Origin of the sequence: Oleiharenicola sp. Vm1, from assembly GCF_047777955.1 — a bacterium.
Taxonomy (GTDB): Bacteria; Verrucomicrobiota; Verrucomicrobiia; order Opitutales; family Opitutaceae; genus Didemnitutus.
On the sequence record NZ_CP180537.1, the window covers coordinates 3,656,348 to 3,678,094 of the forward strand.

Sequence of the window (21,747 nt, forward strand, 5' to 3'; positions counted from 1 at the left end):
GCGGCGACCGCGCCCGGACGTCAGGGCGTGATCGGCCGCACCGGATCGCCGTCGATCTTGCGGTTGCCGACGCCGAGCTGGGCGGCGAAGTCGAGCATGCGCGTCTCCTCGTCGTCGATCGGCGGGAAGCCGGTGCGCTTGCGTGCCGCGTTCATGCGCTCGAGCATGAGCGAGTCGAGGAGCACCGGGTCGGCGCTGGCCCAGAGGCGCGGCTCGGACAGGGTGTAGAGCGAGTTGAAATACGGACCGCCGATGAACTGGTAGAGCTGCAGGCTGACGAGCGTGAGCGCCCAGCCCTCGCGCAGCTCAGGGATGGCGGCCATCTCGGCCACGGCGGCGGGCGCGGTGGCGGGGCTCTTGAAGAAACGAAAGGTGTTCGAAGCGTTCCAGAGCGTGGCGTTCACGAGGGCGCCGTTCACGCCCAGCACGGGATGGTCGGTGTAGACGGGCAGGTTGATCCAAAAGTCCGCGTCGATGAAGAGCGGCGTGGCGAGGAAGCTCTTGCGGTCCTCCTCGAGCGTGGAGGAGTTCTTGCCGGAGGCCGCGGCCTCGACGGCCCGCTCGTTCGTCACCGGGTCGAAGCGCGCGGGCAGTGGGCTGTCGTAGAACCAGGCCGGATCGTAGAACTTGCCCGACTCGAGCACGTAGACCTGGTGGCCGGGGAACGGCGAGATGCCGGTCGCGAACGACGGCAGGAAGCCGGTGAGGCGCAGGCGCAGGGGATTGAGGCCGACGAGGAAGATGTTCTCGCGCTGGTAGCCGCGCTTCTCGAGCGACTCGATCACGGCGCGCACGAGCGGGAACGGCGTCGCCAGGCCCGGGCCGGAGTCGGCGTAGATCTTCAGGCCGACCTTCTTCTTCTTGCCCGGGCGGATGGGATGGCCGTTGGTCCGCTCCAGCTGCTGGAACACCTGCTCGACGGCGTAGCGGTAGGCGGCGTCGCTGAAGTCCGGCAGCTTGGCCTCCCACACGGGCACCTGCGGCGCGGCGACGGGCTTGGTCGCGGCCGGCGCGGGGGCCTCGGCGGGCTGCTGCGCGCGCGCGGCGACGAGGCCGGCGAGGGCGAGGGAGAGCGAGAGCAGCCGGAGGCCGCGAGCGGAGGAAAGGATCATGGCAGTGTGTTGACGGTGGGGCGCACCGGCCCGTTGCACGAGCGGCGCACGTTGACAGACCACTCCGGCGCGGAAAAGTTTAATCTCTGTCGCAATTCGTCCGGCGCCGCCCGGCGGCCGCGGGACCAGCCCGCGCCGGCCGGGGACGACCCGCCGCCGATTTTTCTCGGCGCGCGTCGCCGCACGGCTCTACTGCTCTCGACGTGCCCGTCATCAAAGCCAGCAGCCTGCGCGACCTGAAGCTCCGCGTGAACATCCACGACGTCGTGGCGCGCACGGTGGCCCTGCGGAAGGCCGGCGGCAACCGCTTCAAGGGCCTCTGCCCGTTTCATGCGGAGAAGACGCCGTCGTTTCACGTCACGACCGACAAGGGCTTCTACAAGTGCTTCGGCTGCGGCAAGGCGGGCGACATCCTCTCGTTCGTGATGGAGACCGAGGGCCTGCAGTTCACCGAGGCGGCCGAGACGCTGGCGAAACGCTTCGGCATCGAGCTGGAATACGAGGCCGGCTCCGGCGGCCCGACGCGCGAGGAGCGCTCGCTGCGGCAGGAGATCTTCGACCTCCACGACGTCGCCGCGGATTTCTACCGGCAGGCCTTCCTCGCGCCCAACGCGCACGGCGCGTGGATCCGCGACTACTGGACGAAGAACCGCAAGTTCACGCCCGAGCTCGCCGACGAGTTCAAGATCGGCTTCGCCCCCGTCGAGGACCGCGCGCTCGCCGAGGCGCTGATCAAGCGCCGCTTCTCCGACGAGGCGCTGCGCCAGTGCGGCCTGTTCTTCGTGCGCGACGGCGTGCCGGTCACGTCCGCGACCATGCGCCCGCGCTTCCGCGGCCGGCTGATGATCCCGATCCGCGACCACCAGGGCCGCGTCGTCGCGTTCACGGCCCGCCAGCTCGAGCTCACGCCGCAGGACGACCCGTCGCACGAGGCGAAATACGTCAACTCGCCCGAGACGCCGATTTTCACGAAGAGCAACCTGCTCTTCAACCTCGACCGCGCCCGCACCGCGGCGGGCGACGGTCATCCGTTCGTGATGGTCGAGGGCCAGCTCGATGCGATGCGCTGCTGGAGCGTCGGCCTCAAGACCGCCGTCGCGCCGCAGGGCACGTCGATCACCGACGGCCAGCTGCTGCTGCTGCGCCGCTACCACTCGCAGGTGGAGTGCTTCTTCGACAGCGACGCCGCGGGCCAGAAGGCCGCGCTGCGCTTCCTGCCGCTGGCGCTGAAGGCCGGGCTGGAGGCTCGCTTCCTCATGCTCGCCGGCGCCTCGAAGCTCGACCCCGACCTGCTCTTCCTCGAGCGCGGGCTCGCCGCCTACGACGAGGTGCGCAAGCAGTCGCTCGGCGCGATGGAATTCGCGGTGCGCTCGCTGCTCCCGAACGTCGGCGCCGCCGGCGCCGAGCAGAAGGCGCGCGTCGCGCAGGAACTGTTCGCGATCATCGCCCAGGCCGAGAGCGAAGTCGCGCGCGCGGGCTTCGTCGCCGAGGTCGCGCAGCTGCTCCGCCTGCCCACGGCCGCGCTCGAGCGCGACCTGCGGGCCTTCGTTGCCCGCCAGGCCGGCCAGGCACGCTACGCCGCGCCCGCCGGCGGCACGGCGAACGGTGGCGCAGGCGCCGCACCGAAGCCCGCCGCCGACGCCCAAACCAAGCCCACCGAGGAGCACCTGCTCTATCTTTGCCTGCACCACGAACCGCTCCTGCTCGGCTTGTCGCAACAGCTCCCGCACGACTGGATCGACACGGAAACCACCGCCGGCCGGCTCCTGGACCGCGTGCTCGCCGAGGCGCAGCACAACGGCTGGCCAGGCCGCGAGGCCCTGGATCAACTCCTTGAGACAGAGGAGGAAAAGGCATTGGCGGCCAACCTGCTCTTCGAGGGGCCGGGCGACGAGGATCTGGTGAAGTTCGCCAACGAGGGCCTGCGCGCCCTCCAACGGCGCTTTCTCGAGCCGCAGCTGAGGCAAATAGAACTTGAAATAGCCTCTCAGGGCACAAATGGTGACGCGCACTTATTTTCACTCTTGAAGCAGCGCGCCGAAATCATCCGACAGCTCCAAAATTCGCCGAAGCTCATCCTCGCTTCCTGAACGCTGTCCCCCGCGCCCCAACTGCCTCGCCGCCACCTCGTTTCGAGACCGCACTCATTTTCGCCCATGTCGCGCCAATCCAAGCACGAACCCGCCGCCAAGTCTTCCGCCAAAGCCAAAGAAGCTAACGCCAAGCCGACCGCTCACGGCCACGAGCCGAAGCACGCGCCCGCGAAGCCGGCCGACAAGCACCCCGCCGAAAAGCACGCGGAAAAACACGCCGAGAAGCACGCCGCCGAGCCCGCGAAGCCGGCCGCCGCGCAGCTCGCCGAGGTCGCTGACGCCGCGAAGGAATTCAAGGAGAAGGCGCTCGAGAATCTCTCCGGCGACCTCAACGACAAGATCCGCTACCTCATCCGCCTCTCCAAGGAGCAGGGCTACCTGACTTACGCGGACATCAACGAGGCGCTGCCCGAGTCCGTCGACAATCCCGAGGACATCGAGAACGTCATCTCCGTCCTCCAGAACCTCGAGATCGACATCCTCGATCCGCAGGAAGTCGAAGGCTACAAGGCGCGCCAGGAAGAAGCCGAAGAAGAAGAGTCCCGCACGTCGAACAACGACATCCTCGACGATCCGGTGCGCATGTATCTCAAGCAGATGGGCCAGGTCCCGCTGCTGACGCGCGAACAGGAAGTCGAGATTTCCAAGCGCATCGAGACCGCCGAGATGAACGCGCAGGCCGCGCTCTTCGCCATCGGCCCCGTCGGCAAATACCTCGCCGACCTCGGCGAGAAACTCCTCCAGCGCGCCGAGCGCTTCGACCGCCTCGTCATCGACAAGAAGATCGAGAGCCGCGAAGCCTACTTCAAGAACCTCGAGAAGCTCGTGCAGAGCACGCGCGAGAACGACGCCGCCGCCTCCGAGGCGTGGATCGACGCGCAAAAGGCGCGCGACGAGAAGTCCCGCAAGAACGCGATGATCCGCTTCAAGAAGCGCGACAACGTGCTCAAGCAGAACTACGTCAAATTCTACTTCAAGCTGAAGGTCTTCGAGGACTTCCTCATCGAGTTCGCCCCCAAGATCGAGGAGATCGAGAAGTGCCACAGCGACCTCGCGCGCGCCAAGCACCCGAAGTCGAAGAAGGACGCCTCGATCGACGTCAAGGCCGTCAACGCCCGCCTCCGCGAGCTCGAGGCCGAGCTGCGCATCACGCCGGCCGACCTGATGGAAACCCTCAAGACCGGCCGGAAACACATCCGCGAGGCCCACCAGGCGAAGACCGAGATGGTGGAGGCCAATCTCCGCCTCGTCATCTCCATCGCGAAGAAATACACCAACCGCGGCCTCTCCTTCCTCGACCTGATCCAGGAGGGCAACATGGGCCTGATGAAGGCGGTCGAGAAATTCGAATACCGCCGCGGCTACAAGTTCTCCACCTACGCCACCTGGTGGATCCGCCAGGCCATCACCCGCTCCATCGCCGACCAGGCCCGCACCATCCGCATCCCGGTCCACATGATCGAGACGCTGAACAAGGTGATGCAGGTCCAGAAGCAGCTCCTCCAGGAATTCGGCCACGAGCCCACGCCCGAGGAAGTCGCCGAGGAGATGAACCTCCCCGTGGAGCGCGTGCAGCAGATCATGAAGATGGCGCAGCAGCCCATCTCGCTCCAGTCGCCCGTCGGCGACGGCGACGACACCAGCTTCGGCGACTTCATCGAGGACAAGTCCGCGGAGAATCCCTACGACATGACCGCCTTCTCGCTCCTGCGTGAGAAGATCATGGACGTCCTCGACTCCCTCACCGAGCGCGAGCGCCGCGTGCTCACGCTGCGCTTCGGCCTCGTCGACGGCTACAGCCGCACGCTCGAGGAAGTCGGCAAGCAGTTCAAGGTCACCCGCGAGCGCATCCGCCAGATCGAGGCCAAGGCGCTCCGCAAGATGCGCCACCCGACGCGCATCCGCCAGCTCCACGGCTTCTTCGACGCCGAGCAGATCGACAACCCGCAGAACCTGCTCAAGAAGCCGCCGCAAATCCCGCCACAGTTCATCAAGCAGGGCGGCCCCGGCGGCGCCCCGGGCGGCTATGGCCGCCCCGGCAACCCGCTCGGCGGCCTCCCGCCGTTCCTCGGCGGTTTCCCGCCGCCTCCTTCGCACTAAACGCGCAGGTTTGCGCCTTTACTCACCCTTCCCGCAAAGTAGCCTCCGCTCACCATGTCCCACGTCACTCTCCCTCTCGCCGGGCTCTTCGGTCTCGGCGGTCCCGAGCTGATCCTCATCCTCGTGATCCTGCTGCTGCTCTTCGGCGGCTCCAAGCTCCCGCAACTCGCCAAGGGCCTCGGCCAGTCCGTGAAGGAGTTCAAGAAGGCCTCCAAGGAGGACGAGGAGGAGGACAAGAAGCCCGCCGCGAAGTCCGAGACCAAGCCGGGCAACAACTGAGCGAGCCTTCCTCGCCGCCCCTTTCCAGCGCGCCCTCCGGCGCGCTTTTTATTTCCCCACTCCGCGCTCGCGCCTTCGGGCCGAAACCGTCCGCACCGGCGGCATGTCGCTCCGTCCGCCTACGCCGTCCCCTCGCGGGCCCAGGCCTTGAAGGCCGCGATCTGGTCCGGGCTGCCGAGCACGAGCACGTCGTCGCGCGGCAGCAGCTTTTCGTCGCCCCCCGGGTTCAGGATGCGCAGGCCGCCGCGGTGGATGCCCGCCACCTGCACGCCGCAATGCCGAGTCGGCGCCAGCTCGGCCAGCGTCCGGCCGGCCAGCTTGCTGTCGAGGGGCAGCTCGCACGTCTCCATGCGCACCTCGTCGAAATGCGAGAACGCCTGCTCGCCCGCCACCCCGAGCAGGAACGCCTTGCCCGCCGCGGTCTGCTTCGGATCGCCGAGCAGCAGGATCTTGTCGCGCGGATACAGCGCGGTGTCGGGCGACGGGTTGCCCACCATCACGCCCTGCCGCTCGATCCCGGCCACGACCACGCCGAACCGCGCCCGCAGCGCCAGCTCGCCGAGCGTGCGCCCGCGCACGTCCGCCTGGTCGGGCAGCACGCACTCGGTCAGCCCGAGGTGCCACTCGCTGTGCTGGGCCAGCCACGGCGCCGCCGTGCCGGTGAACTTCTCGTCGTTCTGCACGATGCGGTCCTGCAGCTCCGTCTCGACCACGCTGTGCCAGTAAACCAGTTTCTGCCGCGCGAAGACGACCACTGCCGCCGCGAGCAGCACCGCCACCACCGGCACCCAGCGGCCCATCACGCCGATCGGCATCACCGCGCTCAGCCAGACGAAGAGCACGATGCCCGCCACGACCTTGAGGCCCGTCTCCACCATGGGCCGGAGCTTGGCCACGTTCGCCTGGCCCGCCGTCGTCACCTCCGAGTAGAGCAGCGCGAGCGCCGAGACGTTGCGCCAGATCGCGATCAGCGGCGCGAGCACGACGACCGCCAGGCCGCTCCAGAAGATCACGCGCGGCGCGCTCGGGAAAAGCTTCTCCCCCGGGATCCACGGCAGCGCCGCGTCGAGCAGGCTCTCGGCGAACGACAGCAGCCCGGTGACGAGCAGCATCTCGACGAAGATCTGGATCAGGCGCCTACGGCTGAGCTGCCAGAGCAGGTTCTTCTTCTGCCGCGCCATCAGGCGCTCGAGCCACTGCCGGTAGTAGCCCAGCCAGTCCTCGAGCCATTTCGGCTGCCGGCCCTCGATCCACTCGCCGAGGCGCGGCGCGCGCCGCATCAGCACCGGCGCCGCCAGGGTCGTCAGCAGCGAGACCCCCACCGCCACCGCCTGGAACTCCGGCACCATCACCCCGGCCGCGATGCCGAGCTGCGCGATGATGAAGGAGAACTCGCCCAGCGCCGTCGCCGAGACGCCCACCCGGACCGCGTCGCGCGTCGCCGCGCCGGTCACCATCAGGCCGACCGACACCGCCAGCGTGCGCCCGAGCAGCGCCACGACCGCGAGCAGCAGCACCAGCCACCAGAGGTGCGCCGCGGCCTTCAAATTGATCATCATGCCGATCGCCACGAAGAACACCGCGCTGAACACGTCGCGCATGCCCTCGAAGGCGCGATCGACCTGCGTGCGGTGTGGCGTCTCCGCCACGATCGCCCCGAGCAGGAACGCCCCGAGCGCGAGCGAGAAGCCCGCCCGCTGCGCCAGGATCGCGAGCATGAACAGCAGGCCGGCCGTCATGATCGTCATCAGCTCGGCGTCCGCCGTCAGGGTGAGCTTTTTCAGCACCCACGGCACCAGCAGCAGCCCGCCGACGCTCGCCAGCACGATGAAGCCGCCGAGCAGCCCGACCGTCTCGCCCATCGCCTCCGGCGCCCCGCTGGCGGAGATGAGCGAGTTGAGGATGGCCAGCATCACCACCGCCACGATGTCCTCGAGCACCGACACGCCCATCGCGAGCTGACCGGCCTTCTCGTGCGTCGCGCCGAGGTCCTGCAGCACCTTGCTGATGATCGCCGAGGACGACACCATCAGCATCGCCGCGAGGAACACCGTCTGCACCGGCGGCCAGCCGAGCCCGGCCCCCACCGCCCGCGCGATCGAATACATCAGAAAGGCGCCCACGAACGTCGCCACCACCAGCGACAGCCCGAGCCGCCGCAGCTTGCGCAGGCTGAGCTTCATGCCGATCGAGAACATCAGGAACACCAGCCCCACCTGGGCCAGCGTCTCGATCCGCCCGGCATTCGACACGAGCGAGAACGGCGGCGTGTAGGGACCGATCACCATGCCCGCCGCCAGGTAACCCACCACCACCGACAAGCCCACGCGATGGCACAGCCAGCCGACGAGGCCGGCGATGAGCATCACGATGGCGAGGTCCTGGACGAATTCCGTGCCGTGCATGCAGCGCCCGCGCGGGGCATGGCCAACACGCGGCCAAATCCACCCCGCGTCAAGCTTCCGCCATGTCCCGAGCGCGCTTCCGACCCCGCCCAAACCTCCGCCGCTCAACGGCTTTGGTTTTGACAATTTCGCTCGCACGCGGCTTTGATTCGGAAACCCTGCTACCGCGACATGTTCAACCAACTGCTGGGACTTTTTTCCAACGACATCGGCATCGACCTAGGCACCGCGAACACCCTCGTCTACGTGAAGGACAAGGGCATCGTCCTGCGTGAGCCGTCCGTCGTCGCGGTCCACACCGGCAGCCGCAAGGTCCTCGCCGTCGGCGACGAGGCGAAGAAGATGCTCGGCCGCACGCCGGGTAACATCACCGCCATCCGCCCGATGAAGGACGGCGTCATCGCCGACTTCGACATCACCGAGGCGATGCTGCGCTACTTCATCAAGAAGGTGCACAACAACTCCAAGGTCGTCTCGCCGCGCGTCGTCGTCGCCATCCCCTCCGGCATCACCGAGGTCGAGAAGCGCGCCGTGAAGGAGTCCGCCACGCACGCCGGCGCCCGCGAGGTCATCACCATCCTCGAGCCCATGGCCGCCGCGCTCGGCGTCGGCCTGCCGGTCGACGAACCGGCCGCGAACATGATCGTCGACATCGGCGGCGGCACCACGGAGATCGCGATCATTTCGCTCTCCGGCATCGTCTTTTCGAAATCCATCCGCGTCGCCGGCGACGAGCTCGACCTCGCCATCATCAATTACATGAAGCGGGCCTACAACCTCCTCATCGGCGAGCGCACGGCGGAAGAGATCAAGATGACCATCGGCTCCGCCTACCCGCTCGACCAGGAGCTCTCGATGGAGGTCAAGGGCCGCGACTCCGTCGCCGGCCTGCCGAAGACGATCCACATCACCTCCCAGGAAATCCGCGAGGCCCTCGCCGACACCATCGCCGCCATCGTCGAGGCCGTGCGCGCCGCCCTCGAGCGCTGCCCGCCGGAACTCTCCGCCGACCTCGTCGACCGCGGCTTCGTCATGGCCGGCGGCGGCTCGCTCATCCGCGGCATCGACAAGCTCCTTTCCGAAAAAACCGGCCTGCCCGTCACCGTCTCGGACGACCCGCTCTCCGCCGTCGCCAACGGCACCGGCGTCTTCCTGAACAACATCGACGAGCTCTACCGCATCGCGGCGGACTTCTGATCCACCGGAACGTCACCGCCATGGACGTTCCCCTGAGCCCGTGCGATTTTCTGGAGGCGGGGCCATCAGCCCCGCGGGTTATCAGGTTCGCTGCTCGCTTCTCGCGGGGCTGATGGCCCCGCCTCCACCGAGAAATCTTCCGCCGTGCAACACCACCGCTTCGATCAGGCCCGCCCCTTCGCCACGCTCGGCGTCGTCCTGCTCGCGTGGGTGCTGCTCCCGCTCGCGGTGAAGTCGTTCACCCGCGTCACCTTTTTCGAGCTGCAGGCCCCGTTCACCGCCGCGCAGTCCTACGTGACCGACCTGCAGGAGTTCTGGGCGCTGCGCGCGCGCCCGAAGAACGAGATCATCGAGGCCGGGCGCGACCTCGCCCGCCTCAACGCCGCCTACGAGCTGCGCCTCCAGGAGAACGAGCAGCTCCACGCCGAGATCCTCCGCCTCGAGAACCTCCTCAAGCTCCCGCCGCTGCCCGCCCACCGCCTCGAGCCCGCGCGCGTGGCCAAGCGCGACTTCACCGCCTGGTGGCAGCGCCTCGTCATCCGCAAGGGCCGCAACTACGGCATCCCCGTCGGCGCCCCGGTCGTCTTCGTCGGCGGCGTCGTCGGCCGCGTCGTCGAGGTCCACGCCTACACCGCCGTGGTCGACCTCGTCTCCAGCCCGACCTTCCGCATCGCCGCCAGCGCCGAGGGCGACAACCGCCCGATCTCCTACCAGGGCGGCATCAACGACGCCTTCAAGACCCCGCGCGGCACGGTCGAGTTCGTCCCGACCGACATCTCCGCCTCGTCCAACCAGCCGCGCCGCCTCGTCACCTCCGGACTCGGCGGCGTCTTCCCCGCCGGCCTCACCATCGGCGACATCACGCGCCTCGAGCCGTCGACCGACGGGCTGTTCTCCACCGGCGAGGTCCTGCTCGACAACCGCCTGGGCGCCCTGAGCGAGGTCACCGTGCTCATTCCGATCTCGCAGGAGGCGCCGTGAGGTCCCGCGACATCCGCTGGCTGCTGGTGCTGCTCGCGAACCTCCTGCTGATCTGGCTGGCGGGGCTCGCCAACCATTACCTCGCGCCCTTCGCGATCTCGCTCTACCTCGCCGGCCTGTTCGTGCCCTACTCCGCCCTGCGCCTCGACTACCGCCACGGCTTCACCGCCACCGCCCTGACCGGCCTGGCCTACGACGCGCTCACGCCCGCGCCGTTCGGCACGCACCTCGTGCTGCTCGGCCTCGTCCACGCCGTGCTGCTCTACGGCCGGCGCCGCTTCCCGCGCGAGGAGCCGATCTTCGCCACCGTCGTCGCGCTGCTCGCCAACCTCTTCCTCGTCCTCGCGCTCACCACGCTCCTGATCGGCGAGAATCCCCACCCCGCCAACGCCTGGCTCCGCGTCTTCGCCGACCTGATCGCCTCCCAGCTCGTCATCGGCCTGGTCACGCCGTGGTTCATGGCCCTGAACGCCCAGCTCCTCGCCTGCGCACGCCTCGACCCCGAGTCGGGCCGGCGGGTGGAGCTTTGATTTTTCCCCGCGCCGCGCTTTGTTGCCGCTGTGAGCTCCGCCCCGATCGAAACCCACGCCGCGCGCAACCCGCGCCTGCTCGCCTTCTACGGCCTCGTGGCGCTGCTCGTCCTCGTGCTCATCGCCGGCGTCGGCTACCAGCAGCTGTTCCAGAGCTGGAAGAACTCCGAGGAGGAGCGCATCCAGAGCCAGCGCCGCATCATCGTGCCCGGTCCGCGCGGCAACATCTACGACCGCGAGGGCCGCGTCCTCGTCGGCAACCGCGCCCGCTTCTCCGTCGTGCTCAACCTCGCCGACCTCCGGCCCGAGCTGCGCACCGAATACCGCCGCGTCGTCGAGAACTACCGCAAGTTCCCCAAGGAGGAGCGCCCCACCGGCGACCAGCTCGCCCGCATCGCCCGCCAGGCCGTCGCCCAGCGCTACCTCGACCAGATCAACGGCATCCTCGCCCGCCGCGAGCAGGTGAAGCCGCGCGACCTCGACCGCCATTTCAACCAGACGCTCCTGCTGCCCTACACGCTGCTCGACGACCTCTCGCCCGAGGAATACGCCCGCCTCGTCGAGCGCCTGCCGGTCAACTCGCCGCTGCAGGTCTACGCCTCCAGCGTGCGGCATTACCCCTACGGCAGCGCCGCCGCCCACGTCCTGGGCTACGTCGGCATCGACAACGACCCCGAGGCCGAGGACTTCGGCAGCGACGACCTGCTCACCTTCAAGATGAAAGGCGCCTTCGGCCGCGACGGCCTGGAGAAGCGCTTCGACGCCCTCCTCCAGGGCCAGGCCGGCGGCGCCATCTACCGCGTCGACCCCGCCGGCTACAAAATCAATCCTCCGCTCGAGAAAAAGGCGCCCAAGCAGGGCCAGAACCTCACCACGTCCATCGACATCGACCTCCAGCAGGCGGCCGAGGAGACCATCGGCGACCGCACCGGCGCCGCCGTGGCGATCGATGTCCGCACCGGCGAGGTCCTCGTCATGGCGTCCAAGCCCGACTACGACCTGAACAAGTTCGTCCCGCGTCTCTCGAGCGCCTACGCGGAGGAGATCAAGACCAAGGGCGCGTGGTTCAACCAGGCCATGAACGGCCTCTACCCGCCGGGCTCGACCTTCAAGATCCTCACCACCATCGCCGCCCTCGAGCGCGCCGCCATCGTGCCCGACCGCCCGATCACCTTCTGCGACGGCACCGTGCAGATTGGCGGCCGCACGTTCTACTGCGACAACGGCCGCGGCCACCACGGCCACGTGACGCTGGCCGACGCCATCGCCTACAGCTGCGACGTCTACTACTACGAGGCCGGCCGCCTGACCACGCCCGACGGCATCGCCGAGGAAGCGCGCAAGTTCCACTTCGGCCAGAAGACCGGCATCGAGCTGCCGGCCGAGACCGGCAGCTCCCTCGTGCCCGACCCGGCGTGGAAAAAATCGCGCAAGAACGAGGCGTGGTTCGGCGGCGACACCGCTAACTACTCCATCGGCCAGGGCTTCCTCCTCGTCTCCCCGCTCCAGATGGCGTGCTTCACCGCCTCCGTCGCGCGCAACGAGCTCTACACCATCCCCACTCTCATCCACCGCGACAACGCCCCGACGCAGCGCGCCCCGTCCATCGGCCTCTCCGCGCACGAGCGCGACGCGATCGTCACCGGCATGATCGGCACCACCACCTACGGCACCGCCTCGATCATCACCAAGGGCCCCTACAAGGTCCCCGGCATCGACATCGCGGGCAAGACCGGCACCGCGCAGAAGGACGTCTACGAGGACGGAAAATTCAAGGGGAAGATCAACATCGCCTGGTTCATCTGCTTCGCCCCGGCGGAGCACCCCGAGATCGCCATCGCCGTCGCGCTCGAGGGCGACACCATCGGCGAGACCTACGGCGGCGGCCTCAACGCCGCGCCCGTCGCCAACGCGATCATCCGGAAATACGTCGAGAAGAAGACCGCCGTTTCGACGAAGCCCGATTTCAAAGTGAAGTGACCCGCCGCGCGCGCCGGAACACCGCGCGCGCCTCCGGCCACGTCTCGCGCCGGCCGTAGCGCAGGCGCTCCAGGTCCGCCGTCACCGCGGCGATCTCCGCGGCCTCCGGACCGCGGCCTCCGCTCGCCGTCCCCCGTCCGCGGATTCTCGCCAGCGCCCGTCCCGCCGCGCGCCGCACCGGGTCGAACGCCGCCGGGTGCCGCCCGCGCTGCCACCGCCCCCACGCCCAGCGCACGCCGCGCGCGCCGCCCACGAGCGCCGCCGCGACCAGCGCCACGCCGGCCAGCACGCGTCCCGCGCGCGCCCAGTCCCACGGCCCGGCCAGCCACGCCTTCAGCCGCTGCGCCCAGGCCTCGAGCCGCGCCCGCAGCACGTCGCCGGCCCCGGTCGTCGCGCTCTTCACGCTGTCCAGCAGCTCGACCTGCTGCCGGGCGTCGAAACTCACCACGCGCCGATACCAGAGCACGCGCAGGCTGTCGAACCGCGCCGTCCAGCTGTGGTCGCGCTCCCGCTCCTCGACCGGCGCCGCCGCGGCCGCCACCGTCCCGACCGCGCCGCCGGGCGTCGGGTCGACCCGCACCCACGCGTCCGCGCCGTTGAACACCTCGACCCACGCGTGCGCGTCCGAGTTGCGCACCATGAGGTAGTCCTCGAAGCCGTTCAGCGCGCCGCCGTGGAAGCCCGCCACCACGCGCGCGGGATGGCCGGCGGCGCGGCACAGCACCGCCAGCGCCGACGCGAAATGCTCGCAGAACCCCGGCTCGTTCGAATCCAGCCAGCGCACGATGTCGTCGCCGCGCCCGCGCGGGATCCGCACCGCCGGCGCGTAGGCGTGCCGCTGGCGCAGCCACGCCGTCGCGCGCTCGGCGAACGCCTCCGCCGGCAGCGCCGCGCCGCCGCCGACCTCGCGCAGCACGCGCTGCAGCACCGCCGCGTTCTCCGGTCCCGCCGGACCCGCCAGCATCGTGCGCGCATCGTAGCGCTTCTCGCGCCGCATCGCCTCGTCGCCGCGCACCCAGCCCTGCAGCAGCGCGCCGAACCCCGCGTCGCGCACGATCGGCGCCAGCGCGATGCCCTCGATCTGGAACGCCGTCATCGCCGCCGGCTCGCTGGGCAGCGCGACCAGGCGGTTGGGCGGACTCACCTGCACCGGGGCCGCGTCGCGCAGCCGCAGAACCGCGAACGATCCCGGCAGCGGCAGGTAGCGGCTCACCCCCGGTTCAAGGTAGATCGTCCACCCGCCGGGCAGCATCGCGCCGGAGGTCCACACCCCGCCGCCCGGCACCGTGCGCCGCACGCTCTGGCTCGCGCGCAGGTGCGCCTTCATCCAGCCCGAGATCCGGAAGCCCTCCGGCGTGTATTCGTCGAGCGTGACCAGCCGCCAGTAGAGATCCGCGGCGGGGCGCGGCCCGGCAGGCAGGTCGACGCGCAGCGCCACGCTGTGGTCCTGCACCAGTTCGCCCACGTCGCCGAAGCGCACCGTGTCTGAGAAGCCCGTGCGGCTCTTGCGCGTGAGGTATTTGTCCAGGAAGAAGCTGCTCCCGATCTCGAAGCGCGGGATGAGCAGGAACAGCAGCGCCGAGATCGCCACCACGGCGGCGAACAGCGCGCTGCCCACGCCGAGCAGGCGCCAGTCCGTCGCCGCCCGCAGCCGCGCCAGGAACGGCCGCCAGCGGCCGCGCGCCCACGCCGGCACCTCGCGCATCTCCTCCGGCCGCATCACGCGCGGGCCGGTGTCGACCATGTCGATGAGCGTCACGACGAACAGAAACCCGAGCGCGCATCCCGTGAACACCAGCAGCAGCAGCGCGAACTCCATCGCCACCGTCAGCACGCCCGCGACCACGATCAGGAACAGCCCGAGCACGATCAGCTGCAGGTCCTCGCGCTTCCGCCGGTAGGCCACCGCGCGATAAAGCACCAGCAGCACCGCCAGCCGGATCAGCACCGGCAGCGTCTCGGTGCTGAAATGGAAATCCACCGCCACCGCCACGACGATCGCCGGCACGGCCAGACGCCATCCCAGCGCCGGCACCCGCGCCGGCAGCTGCGGCCACACCACCGCCGCCGCGATCACGCCGCTCGCCAGCGCCACCAGCCCGAGCGCCTCGACGTCGAGGAAGAACACCGTCCACAACGACACCAGCGCGAGCGCGCCGCCGAGCAGCCACTTGAGCCGCCGCAGTTCGTCGAGACTAAGCTGAGGCCGTGGGGACGCCATCGACATAGGCCGTGACACCGCGCGCTCCTTCCGGCGCGAACGTGATGAGGTTGTGGGACGGCTCGCGAGCCCGTTGTAGGGCGGGGTCTCCTGACCCCGCCGCTTGAGGAACCTCAGCCGACTTCTGCGGCGGGGTCGGGAGACCCCGCCCTACAGGCTCCGCGCGCGCGAGCAAATCCAGCACCGCCTCGACGTCGCGCACGCGCCGCGTGTCGATCCGGTGGCCGTTCACGCTCACGCCGCGCAGGCGTCCCGCGGCGAACAGGTCCTCCGCCAGCGTCGCCGCAAAGCCGCACAGCACCTCGAACTGCTCGGGCCGCGGCCAAAGTTCCGCCGGCGTCTCCACCCCCAGCGCGAAGCCCTCCGGGCTCTCGGCCGCGAACTGCCGCACCATCAGCTGCCCCAGCCGCGCGCTGGCCTTCCAGTGCACCAGGCGGTGCGAGTCGCCCGTCTGGTAGCGCCGCAGCGCCAGCAGGTCCTCGCCGGTGCCCGCGCGCGCGGAGCGCCGGCCCTGCGTGCCGCCGGCCGCCGCGGCCGCGCCCCGCCACTGGTAGTCCACCTGCGCCGGCCAGACCAGCACCGAGCGGCGCAGGCCGGCGCCGACGCTCTTGCGCAGGAAGCCGAAAGGGAAAAACGAGCCGACCGCCTCGAGCGCGAGCACCTGCTCGCCGCGTTGCGCCGGCTTGTGCACCCAGTCGAGCGTCCACTCCCCGCCCGGCTCGATGCGCCCGCGCAGGAACACGCGCCCGCGCGTGACCGCGCGCTCGGCCGCCGCGAGGATCTCGCGCACCTTCTCCTTCGCGAGATCCGGTCCGGGATCGGACGCCTGCGCCCGCGGGTGCGTCGCGAGGTCGAACCACAGGCCGTAGGTCGGCAGCCAGCGCTTCGTGTTCCGCACCTCGACGGTGACGATCGCCTCGTGCCCCGCCCGCCAGGCCGCCGGCCGGCGCAGACGCCAGCACACGCCCCGGAAGTTGAGCCACGACATCAGCCCGCTGAGCAGCAGGCAGGCGAGCAGGAGCGAGAGCGTGAGGAACAGGATGTTGCTCGCCGTGTTGTAGGCCGCGGTGCCGATGCCCATCGCCAGCCCGATCAGGAACACGCCCGGCACCGTCACGCCAATGCGGTGGCGCTTCGGCGGAAAGACCAGCGCCCACACGAGTCGTTGCCAGGAAAAATTCCACCGCTGCGGAGCCGGCGCGCCCGGCCCATGCCACGCGACCGCGTCGTCTGGGTAGGGGCGGTTGTCCCCAACCGCCCTTCCGTCGGCTCGCGACCAAGGCCCGTTGGGGACAACGGCCCCTACCTGTTCGCTCCCGGCCATGATTGATTATTCCGGCACCGGGATCGCCGCGATGATCCGGCGCAGCGCCGCCAGGATCGTGCGGCGCTCCTCGAGCGCGTCGGAAGTCTGCCGCGCCAGCCCGAGGCGGTGCGCGAACACCGGGCCGGCCATCTCCTGCACGTCGGTCGGGATCACGAAATCCCGCCCGAGCAGCAGCGCGCGCGCCTGCGCCGCCGCGCGCAGCGCCAGCCCGCCGCGCACGCTGATGCCGGCCTTGAACTCGGTCTCGGTGCGCGTGGCGGTGACGAGCTGGAGCAGGTAGTCGAGCACGCTGTCCTCGACGAACACCCGGGCCGCGAGCGCCTGCAGCTTCAGCACGTCGGTGCGCGTCGCCACGGGATTGAGCGCGATCGCGTCGTAGCTGGTCTTGGCCGCACGGAGGATGTCGAGCTCGTCCGCCGGCTGCGGGTAGCCCATGTGCAGCCGCATCAGGAAGCGGTCCATCTGGCTCTCTGGCAGCGGGAACGTGCCCTCGTAGTCCACCGGGTTCTGCGTCGCCACCACCATGAACGGCGCGCCGACCGCGTGCGCGGCGCCGTCGACGGTGACCTTCGCGCGGTCCATAACCTCGAGCAGCGCGGACTGCGTCTTGGGCGTGGCGCGGTTGATCTCGTCGGCGAGCACGATGTTCGCGAACACCGGTCCGGGCTTGAAGACGAACTCCTTCACCGTCTCGTCGTAGATCGACACGCCGGTGACGTCGCTCGGCAGCAGGTCGCTGGTGAACTGGAGGCGCGAGAAGCCCGCGTCCATCGCGCGCGCCAGCGAGTAGGCCAGCGTGGTCTTGCCCACGCCGGGGAGGTCCTCGATCAGCAGGTGGCCGCCGGCGAGCAGGCAGACCAGCGTCTGGTCGACCACGTCGTCCTTGCCTCGGATGGTCTGGCGCATGGCGGCCTTGAGCCGGGCGAGCAGGTCGCGGGCGGCGGCGACCTCGGCGGCGGGGGCAAAGTCACTCATGGCGGGCACCCTAGGGCGGCACGCGGCCGGCGCAAACGGTTTCCCGGTGAAAAACCGGTGATTTCGCGTGGCCAACGCGCCGGCTTCCCGCCAACAACTCCCGCGCGCCATGGCCGCCTTCGAACTCTCCCTCCTGCTCATCCTGCTGCTGGCGGCGCTCAGCGTCGTGGGCCGCCGCCTGCCCTGGCCGCAACCGATCACGTTCGCCCTGGGCGGCGCGCTGGCGGCGCTGCTGCCGCACTTCCCGCGCGTCACGCTCGACCCGGGCTTCTTCTTCCTCTGCTTCGTGCCGCCGCTGCTGTTCTCCGACGGCTGGCTCATGCCGCTGCGCGACTTCCTCGCCGCCAAGCGCCCCATCCTGATGCTCGCCACCGGGCTCGTCGTGCTGACGACGCTCGTCGTCGGCTTCGTCGCCTGGTGGCTCATCCCCGGCCTGCCGCTGGCGATGGGCTTCGCCCTCGGCGCCGTCGTGTCGCCGACCGACGCCGTGGCGGTCAGCGCCATCACGCACCGGCTCAAGGTCCCGCCGCGCTTCACCACCGTGCTCAACGGCGAGAGCCTGATGAACGACGCCACCGGCCTGGTGGCGTTCAAGTTCGCCCTCGCTGCGGTGTTCGCGGGGACGTTCTCGCTTCGGGCCGCCGCGCTGGATTTCCTCTGGGTCGCGCTGGCCGGCCTCGCCCTCGGCCTGGCGATCGCCTGGGGCGTCGGCCGCGTGCGCGACCTGCTGGCGCGCCTGGAACGCTCGGACGAGTTCATCGAGATCACGCTCTCGCTGCTCACGCCCTACGCGGCCTACCTGGCGGCCGAGCGGCTGCACCTCTCCGGCATCCTGGCCGTCGTGGCCGCCGGCCTCTACTCGGGCTGGCGCGACCCGCTGCGCATGAGCGTGCGCGCGCGGCAGACGACCTGGACGGTGTGGTCGGTCGTGCTCTTCTGGCTGAACGGCCTCGCCTTCATCCTGCTCGGACTGCAATTCCCGCGCTGCTCGCCGCGGTCTCGCAGCACTACACCCTGGCGCAGCTCGCGCTCTTCACCGCCGCGGTGTCCGGCGCCGCCATCCTCGCGCGCCTGGCCTGGATATTTCCCGGCGCCTACCTGCCCTTCCTGTTTTCGCCGCGCCTGCGCACCCGCGAGCAGCCGCCGTCCTGGCAGATGGTGCTCGCCGCCGGCTGGGCCGGCATGCGCGGCAGCGTCACGCTCGCGGCCGCGCTTTCCATCCCGCTCCTGCAGGAGAACGGCGCGGAGTTTCCCGGGCGCGACATCGTCATCTTCCTCTCGCTCGGCGTCATCTTCACCACGCTGCTCGTCCAGGGCACGACGCTCGAGGCCCTCATCTGCAAGCTCCGCCTGCCCGCCGACGACACGCGGCTCCGGGAGGACCGCATCGCCCGCATCCGCGCGGTCGAGCGCGGGCTCGCCAGCCTGCGCGAGCTCGAGCGCACCACGATCTCGGTCGAGGAAACCGCCGCGCTGGGCGTCGTCGTCGCCGAATACGAGCACCGGCTCGCCGAACTCACCGCCCAGGGCGAGACGCAGTCCGCCGCGCAGACGCGCCGCCGGTCGAGCCGCCAGCACCGGCTCCACGCCCTGCGCGCCGAGCGCCACGCGCTGGCCGAGCTGCTGCGCGAGAACGTCATCACCGCCGACACCCACCGTCCGCTCCAACAGCTGCTCGATCACGAGGAAGCCATGCTCGCCGGCCTGCCCGAGCACGTGGAGGGCTGAGCACGCCCGGCGCGTTCAGATCACCGGGGTCAGCGGCGCGCCGACGGCCTTGTAGAGGCGGGTGAGAATTTCCTTCTGGCTCAACAGGCCGTCCGTGCCGGGGAACGAGCCGACCTCGAGGTAGCGGCGGTGGAACTCGGGATGCCCCGGCGGCACCGGCTCGGCGCCGGGCCGCAAGTCGTAGCTCGAGGTGTTGCGCAGCGGCCAGACCTCGAGCGGCGTGATCGAAATCACGCCCTCGATCAGACGGTTGAGCTTGTCCAGGCCGAGCGGGAAGTCGCGCCGCGCGATCACCCAGCTGTTCTCCGGCGCGAGGTCGCGCTCGATCTCGGCGCGCAGCCCGCGCGCGAACTCCTCGTCCTCGACGATCAGGCCGGCCTCGGTGTTCAGGCGCTCGGAGCGGGGGTCGAGGTTGTAGGAGCCGACGAAGGCCGTGCGGTCGTCGACGACGAGCGACTTCGCGTGCACGCAGAGGAACGGCCCGCGCTTCTGCGCGCCGGCCGCCAGGCGCGGCGCCGCGCGCCGCTCCATCTCGTCGTGGTGGCGGAACAGCTCCGGCAGCGCCGCCGGGCGCGGCTTGAACTCGTGGACCTCCAGGCCCAGCTGCTCGAGGTAGAGGCCGCGCAGGCGGTAGTTGGCCGAGTAGGCCAGCAGGTTGTCGGTCGAGGCGAAGCTGTTCGACGAGATGCGGAACTGCAGCGTCGGCTGCCGCTCGCGCAGCGCGCGGAACAGCGCGCGCGCCGCCGGGCTGAGCACGAGATACGGCGTCTGCATGACGACGCGCTCGCGCGCCTGCTCGAGCGCGGTCCGCAGCTCGCGGGTCACGCGCGCCGCCGGCCCGAACCAGCCGCGCGTCTTGCCCGGCTCGTCGCCCACGAACTCGGCGCGGCGCACCGGCCGCAGCCGCGCCGCGAAGCGCTCGCGGATCAGGGCCGCATCGTCCGCCTCGCGGCCCAGCGCGCCGAACATCCCGCCGAAATCCCAGTCCTCGCGCCGATCGTAGCGGCGGAAGCGCCCCCGCGCCAGCTCGCGGGCCACGTCGCGCAGCGCGCGGCTGGGCACGGCGTGGCGGTAGGCCCAGAATTCTTCGAAGGACTGCCGCGCCGCCGCGACGACCGGGCCGATGGCAAGCACGTCGCGATCGCGGAAGTTCAGCTCGGTCGCGTGGTCGAAGTAGGTGTTCTCGACGTTGCGGCCGCCGGTCACGAGCACGGCGCCGTCGACGATCATCACCTTGTTGTGCATGCGCTGGTTCGTGCTGCGGAACGCCAGCGCGCCGGCCGCCAGCTGCTGCCAGAGCGACGGATCGAGGCGGGAGAACGCCGGACGGTAGTGCCGGATCTCGAGGTTCGGGTGGACGGCGGCGAGGAACGCGATCGTCGCCGGGTCCTTCTCGGAGAACATCTGGTCGACGAGCAGGCGCACGTGCACGCCGCGACGTGCGGCCTCGATCAGCTCCCAGAGCAGCAGCCGGCCGCACTCGTCGTTCGTCCAGATGAAGGTCTGCATCTCGACCGACGCGCGCGCCGTGCGGATCAGGTGCACGCGCAGCAGCAGCGCATCGTAGCCGCTCTCGACGCGCAGCAGGCGGTTGGCCCCGTCGCCGGGAAAATCCCGGAGCGGCGAGAGCGGCCGCGGCTCCGCCGCCGCGGCGACGACCGCCGCGAGCCACGCGGCGAGCCACCCGAACCGCCAGAGCCGCCTCACTTCACCCATGCGATGGCCGCGATCTTCTTCGCCAGCGCCACGTCCCGAGCGGTCACCCGGTTGCCGGCGTCGTGCGTCGTGAGGCGGATCGCGACGCGGTTATACACGTTGGTCCATTCGGGATGGTGGTCGGCCGCCTCGGCCTCGAAGCCGACGCGCACCATGAAGCTCAGCGCCTCGCGGAAACTGCCGAACTGATACGTGTGCGCGAGCGCGTCGCGCTCGAGGGTCCAGCCGGGCAGCTCGCGGAGCGCCGCGGCGATCTCGTCCTGCGTCAGCGGGGTCGAAGCCATGGCGGAACGCAAGCGCCGGGCTTCGGCCTTGTCAAACGCGCGGGCCGGCCGCTGAATCGCCGCTTCGATGAGCACCTCCCGCCCGGCCCGGATCCCGCAACATGTCGCCATCATCATGGACGGCAACGGCCGCTGGGCGAAGCAGCGCGGGATGCCGCGCCTCGAGGGCCACCGCCGCGGCGTCGAGACCGTGCGCACCGTCGTCGACACCGCGCGCGAGCTCGGCATCCGCTACCTCACGCTCTACGCGTTCTCGGCCGAGAATTGGAAGCGCCCCGGCGAGGAGGTCTCCGGCCTGATGGGCCTGCTCGACTTCTTCCTCAAGCGGGAGCTGAACAACCTGATCAAGGAGAAGGTCCGCCTGCGCACCATCGGCCGCATCGAGGCGCTGCCGGAGAACGTCCGCCGCGAGCTCGATCGGGTGAAGGCGGCGACGCAGCACTTCACCGAGTGGAACCTCGTCCTCGCGCTCAACTACGGCGCGCAGACCGAGGCGGTCGACGCCGCCCGCGCCTACGCCGAGGCCGTCCGCGACGGCCGCGAGAACCCCGCCGAGGCGAGCTGGGAGAAGTTCCGCCGCTACCTCTACACCGCCGAGATCCCCGAGCCCGACCTGCTCATCCGCACCTCCGGCGAACTGCGCCTGAGCAATTTCCTCATGCTCCAGCTGGCCTACGCCGAGCTCGTCTTCACCCCGACCCTCTGGCCGGACTTCGGCCGCGCCGACCTGGTCGCCGCCTGCGAGGAATACGCCCGGCGCGAGCGCCGCTACGGCGCCACGACGGAGCAAATCCAGACTGGCCGCGCCTGAGCCGCACC

General features: G+C 70.1%; 16 protein-coding genes and 1 pseudogene. 10 read left to right on the plus strand and 7 right to left on the minus strand.

The window, feature by feature from the left end:
- Window positions 1–20 precede the first annotated feature (20 nt).
- A complete protein-coding gene (locus ACMYLB_RS17635) occupies window positions 21–1,112 on the minus strand; it encodes a DUF362 domain-containing protein (RefSeq protein ID WP_415908261.1) in 1,092 nt (363 codons plus the stop codon).
- 203 nt (window positions 1,113–1,315) lie between these two features.
- Between ACMYLB_RS17635 and dnaG the strand changes: the two genes are divergently transcribed.
- From dnaG to tatA, 3 genes are all read left to right on the plus strand, one after another.
- Window positions 1,316–3,202: a DNA primase gene (gene dnaG, locus ACMYLB_RS17640; protein WP_415908262.1), complete on the plus strand. Its 1,887-nt coding sequence runs from the start codon at window positions 1,316–1,318 to the stop codon at window positions 3,200–3,202.
- A 66-nt stretch (window positions 3,203–3,268) separates the two neighbouring features.
- Window positions 3,269–5,305: an RNA polymerase sigma factor RpoD gene (gene rpoD, locus ACMYLB_RS17645; RefSeq protein ID WP_415908263.1), complete on the plus strand. Its 2,037-nt coding sequence runs from the start codon at window positions 3,269–3,271 to the stop codon at window positions 5,303–5,305.
- 54 nt (window positions 5,306–5,359) lie between these two features.
- On the plus strand, window positions 5,360–5,584 hold the full coding sequence (gene tatA, locus ACMYLB_RS17650) for a twin-arginine translocase TatA/TatE family subunit (RefSeq protein ID WP_415908264.1): 225 nt from the start codon (window positions 5,360–5,362) through the stop codon (window positions 5,582–5,584).
- Window positions 5,585–5,703: 119 nt separating this feature from the next.
- Here tatA and ACMYLB_RS17655 read toward each other — a convergent pair whose 3' ends face one another.
- Entirely contained in the window at window positions 5,704–7,989 is a 2,286-nt protein-coding gene (locus ACMYLB_RS17655; protein ID WP_415908265.1) for a cation:proton antiporter, read from the minus strand.
- 171 nt (window positions 7,990–8,160) lie between these two features.
- Here ACMYLB_RS17655 and ACMYLB_RS17660 point away from each other — a divergent pair, with 171 nt between their 5' ends.
- The 4 genes from ACMYLB_RS17660 to ACMYLB_RS17675 all read left to right on the plus strand — a co-directional run bounded on the left by ACMYLB_RS17660 (window position 8,161) and on the right by ACMYLB_RS17675 (window position 12,677).
- The gene (locus tag ACMYLB_RS17660; protein ID WP_415911109.1) at window positions 8,161–9,186 is read left to right on the plus strand and encodes a rod shape-determining protein; all 1,026 of its coding nucleotides are present in this window, start codon (window positions 8,161–8,163) and stop codon (window positions 9,184–9,186) included.
- Window positions 9,187–9,330: 144 nt separating this feature from the next.
- Window positions 9,331–10,167 carry a rod shape-determining protein MreC gene (mreC, locus tag ACMYLB_RS17665; protein WP_415908266.1) on the plus strand — a complete coding sequence of 279 codons (837 nt, stop codon included), beginning with the start codon at window positions 9,331–9,333 and terminating at the stop codon, window positions 10,165–10,167.
- Window positions 10,164–10,697, plus strand: coding sequence for a hypothetical protein (locus ACMYLB_RS17670; RefSeq protein WP_415908267.1), 534 nt, complete (start codon window positions 10,164–10,166; stop codon window positions 10,695–10,697). The genes mreC and ACMYLB_RS17670 overlap by 4 nt, the downstream gene beginning before the upstream one ends.
- A gap of 30 nt (window positions 10,698–10,727) precedes the next feature.
- Window positions 10,728–12,677 carry a penicillin-binding transpeptidase domain-containing protein gene (locus ACMYLB_RS17675; RefSeq protein ID WP_415908268.1) on the plus strand — a complete coding sequence of 650 codons (1,950 nt, stop codon included), beginning with the start codon at window positions 10,728–10,730 and terminating at the stop codon, window positions 12,675–12,677.
- Here the strand turns inward: ACMYLB_RS17675 and ACMYLB_RS17680 are convergent.
- From ACMYLB_RS17680 to ACMYLB_RS17690, 3 genes are all read right to left on the minus strand, one after another.
- On the minus strand, window positions 12,664–14,898 hold the full coding sequence (locus tag ACMYLB_RS17680) for a transglutaminaseTgpA domain-containing protein (protein WP_415908269.1): 2,235 nt from the start codon (window positions 14,896–14,898) through the stop codon (window positions 12,664–12,666). The two genes, ACMYLB_RS17675 and ACMYLB_RS17680, sit on opposite strands and share 14 nt — an antisense overlap.
- Window positions 14,873–16,057, minus strand: coding sequence for a DUF58 domain-containing protein (locus ACMYLB_RS17685; RefSeq protein ID WP_415908270.1), 1,185 nt, complete (start codon window positions 16,055–16,057; stop codon window positions 14,873–14,875). Before ACMYLB_RS17685 ends, ACMYLB_RS17680 begins: the two co-directional genes overlap by 26 nt.
- 171 nt (window positions 16,058–16,228) lie before the next feature.
- Complete coding sequence (locus ACMYLB_RS17690) at window positions 16,229–17,200, minus strand: AAA family ATPase (RefSeq protein ID WP_415908271.1); 972 nt, start codon at window positions 17,198–17,200, stop codon at window positions 16,229–16,231.
- A gap of 109 nt (window positions 17,201–17,309) precedes the next feature.
- Between ACMYLB_RS17690 and ACMYLB_RS17695 the strand changes: the two are divergent.
- Window positions 17,310–18,122, plus strand: a pseudogene (locus ACMYLB_RS17695) (cation:proton antiporter); the annotation flags it as partial.
- Window positions 18,123–18,244: 122 nt separating this feature from the next.
- Window positions 18,245–18,928, plus strand: coding sequence for a cation:proton antiporter (locus tag ACMYLB_RS17700; protein WP_415911110.1), 684 nt, complete (start codon window positions 18,245–18,247; stop codon window positions 18,926–18,928).
- Between the two features lie 15 nt (window positions 18,929–18,943).
- Here ACMYLB_RS17700 and ACMYLB_RS17705 read toward each other — a convergent pair whose 3' ends face one another.
- Together ACMYLB_RS17705 and ACMYLB_RS17710 are read right to left on the minus strand one after the other, a co-directional pair.
- Window positions 18,944–20,644, minus strand: a complete 1,701-nt coding sequence (locus tag ACMYLB_RS17705) for a phospholipase D family protein (RefSeq protein WP_415908272.1) — start codon at window positions 20,642–20,644, stop codon at window positions 18,944–18,946.
- A complete protein-coding gene (locus ACMYLB_RS17710; RefSeq protein ID WP_415908273.1) occupies window positions 20,632–20,928 on the minus strand; it encodes a 4a-hydroxytetrahydrobiopterin dehydratase in 297 nt (98 codons plus the stop codon). The genes ACMYLB_RS17705 and ACMYLB_RS17710 overlap by 13 nt, the downstream gene beginning before the upstream one ends.
- A 67-nt stretch (window positions 20,929–20,995) precedes the next feature.
- Here ACMYLB_RS17710 and uppS point away from each other — a divergent pair, with 67 nt between their 5' ends.
- Entirely contained in the window at window positions 20,996–21,739 is a 744-nt protein-coding gene (uppS, locus tag ACMYLB_RS17715) for a polyprenyl diphosphate synthase (RefSeq protein WP_415908274.1), read from the plus strand.
- Window positions 21,740–21,747 lie beyond the last annotated feature (8 nt).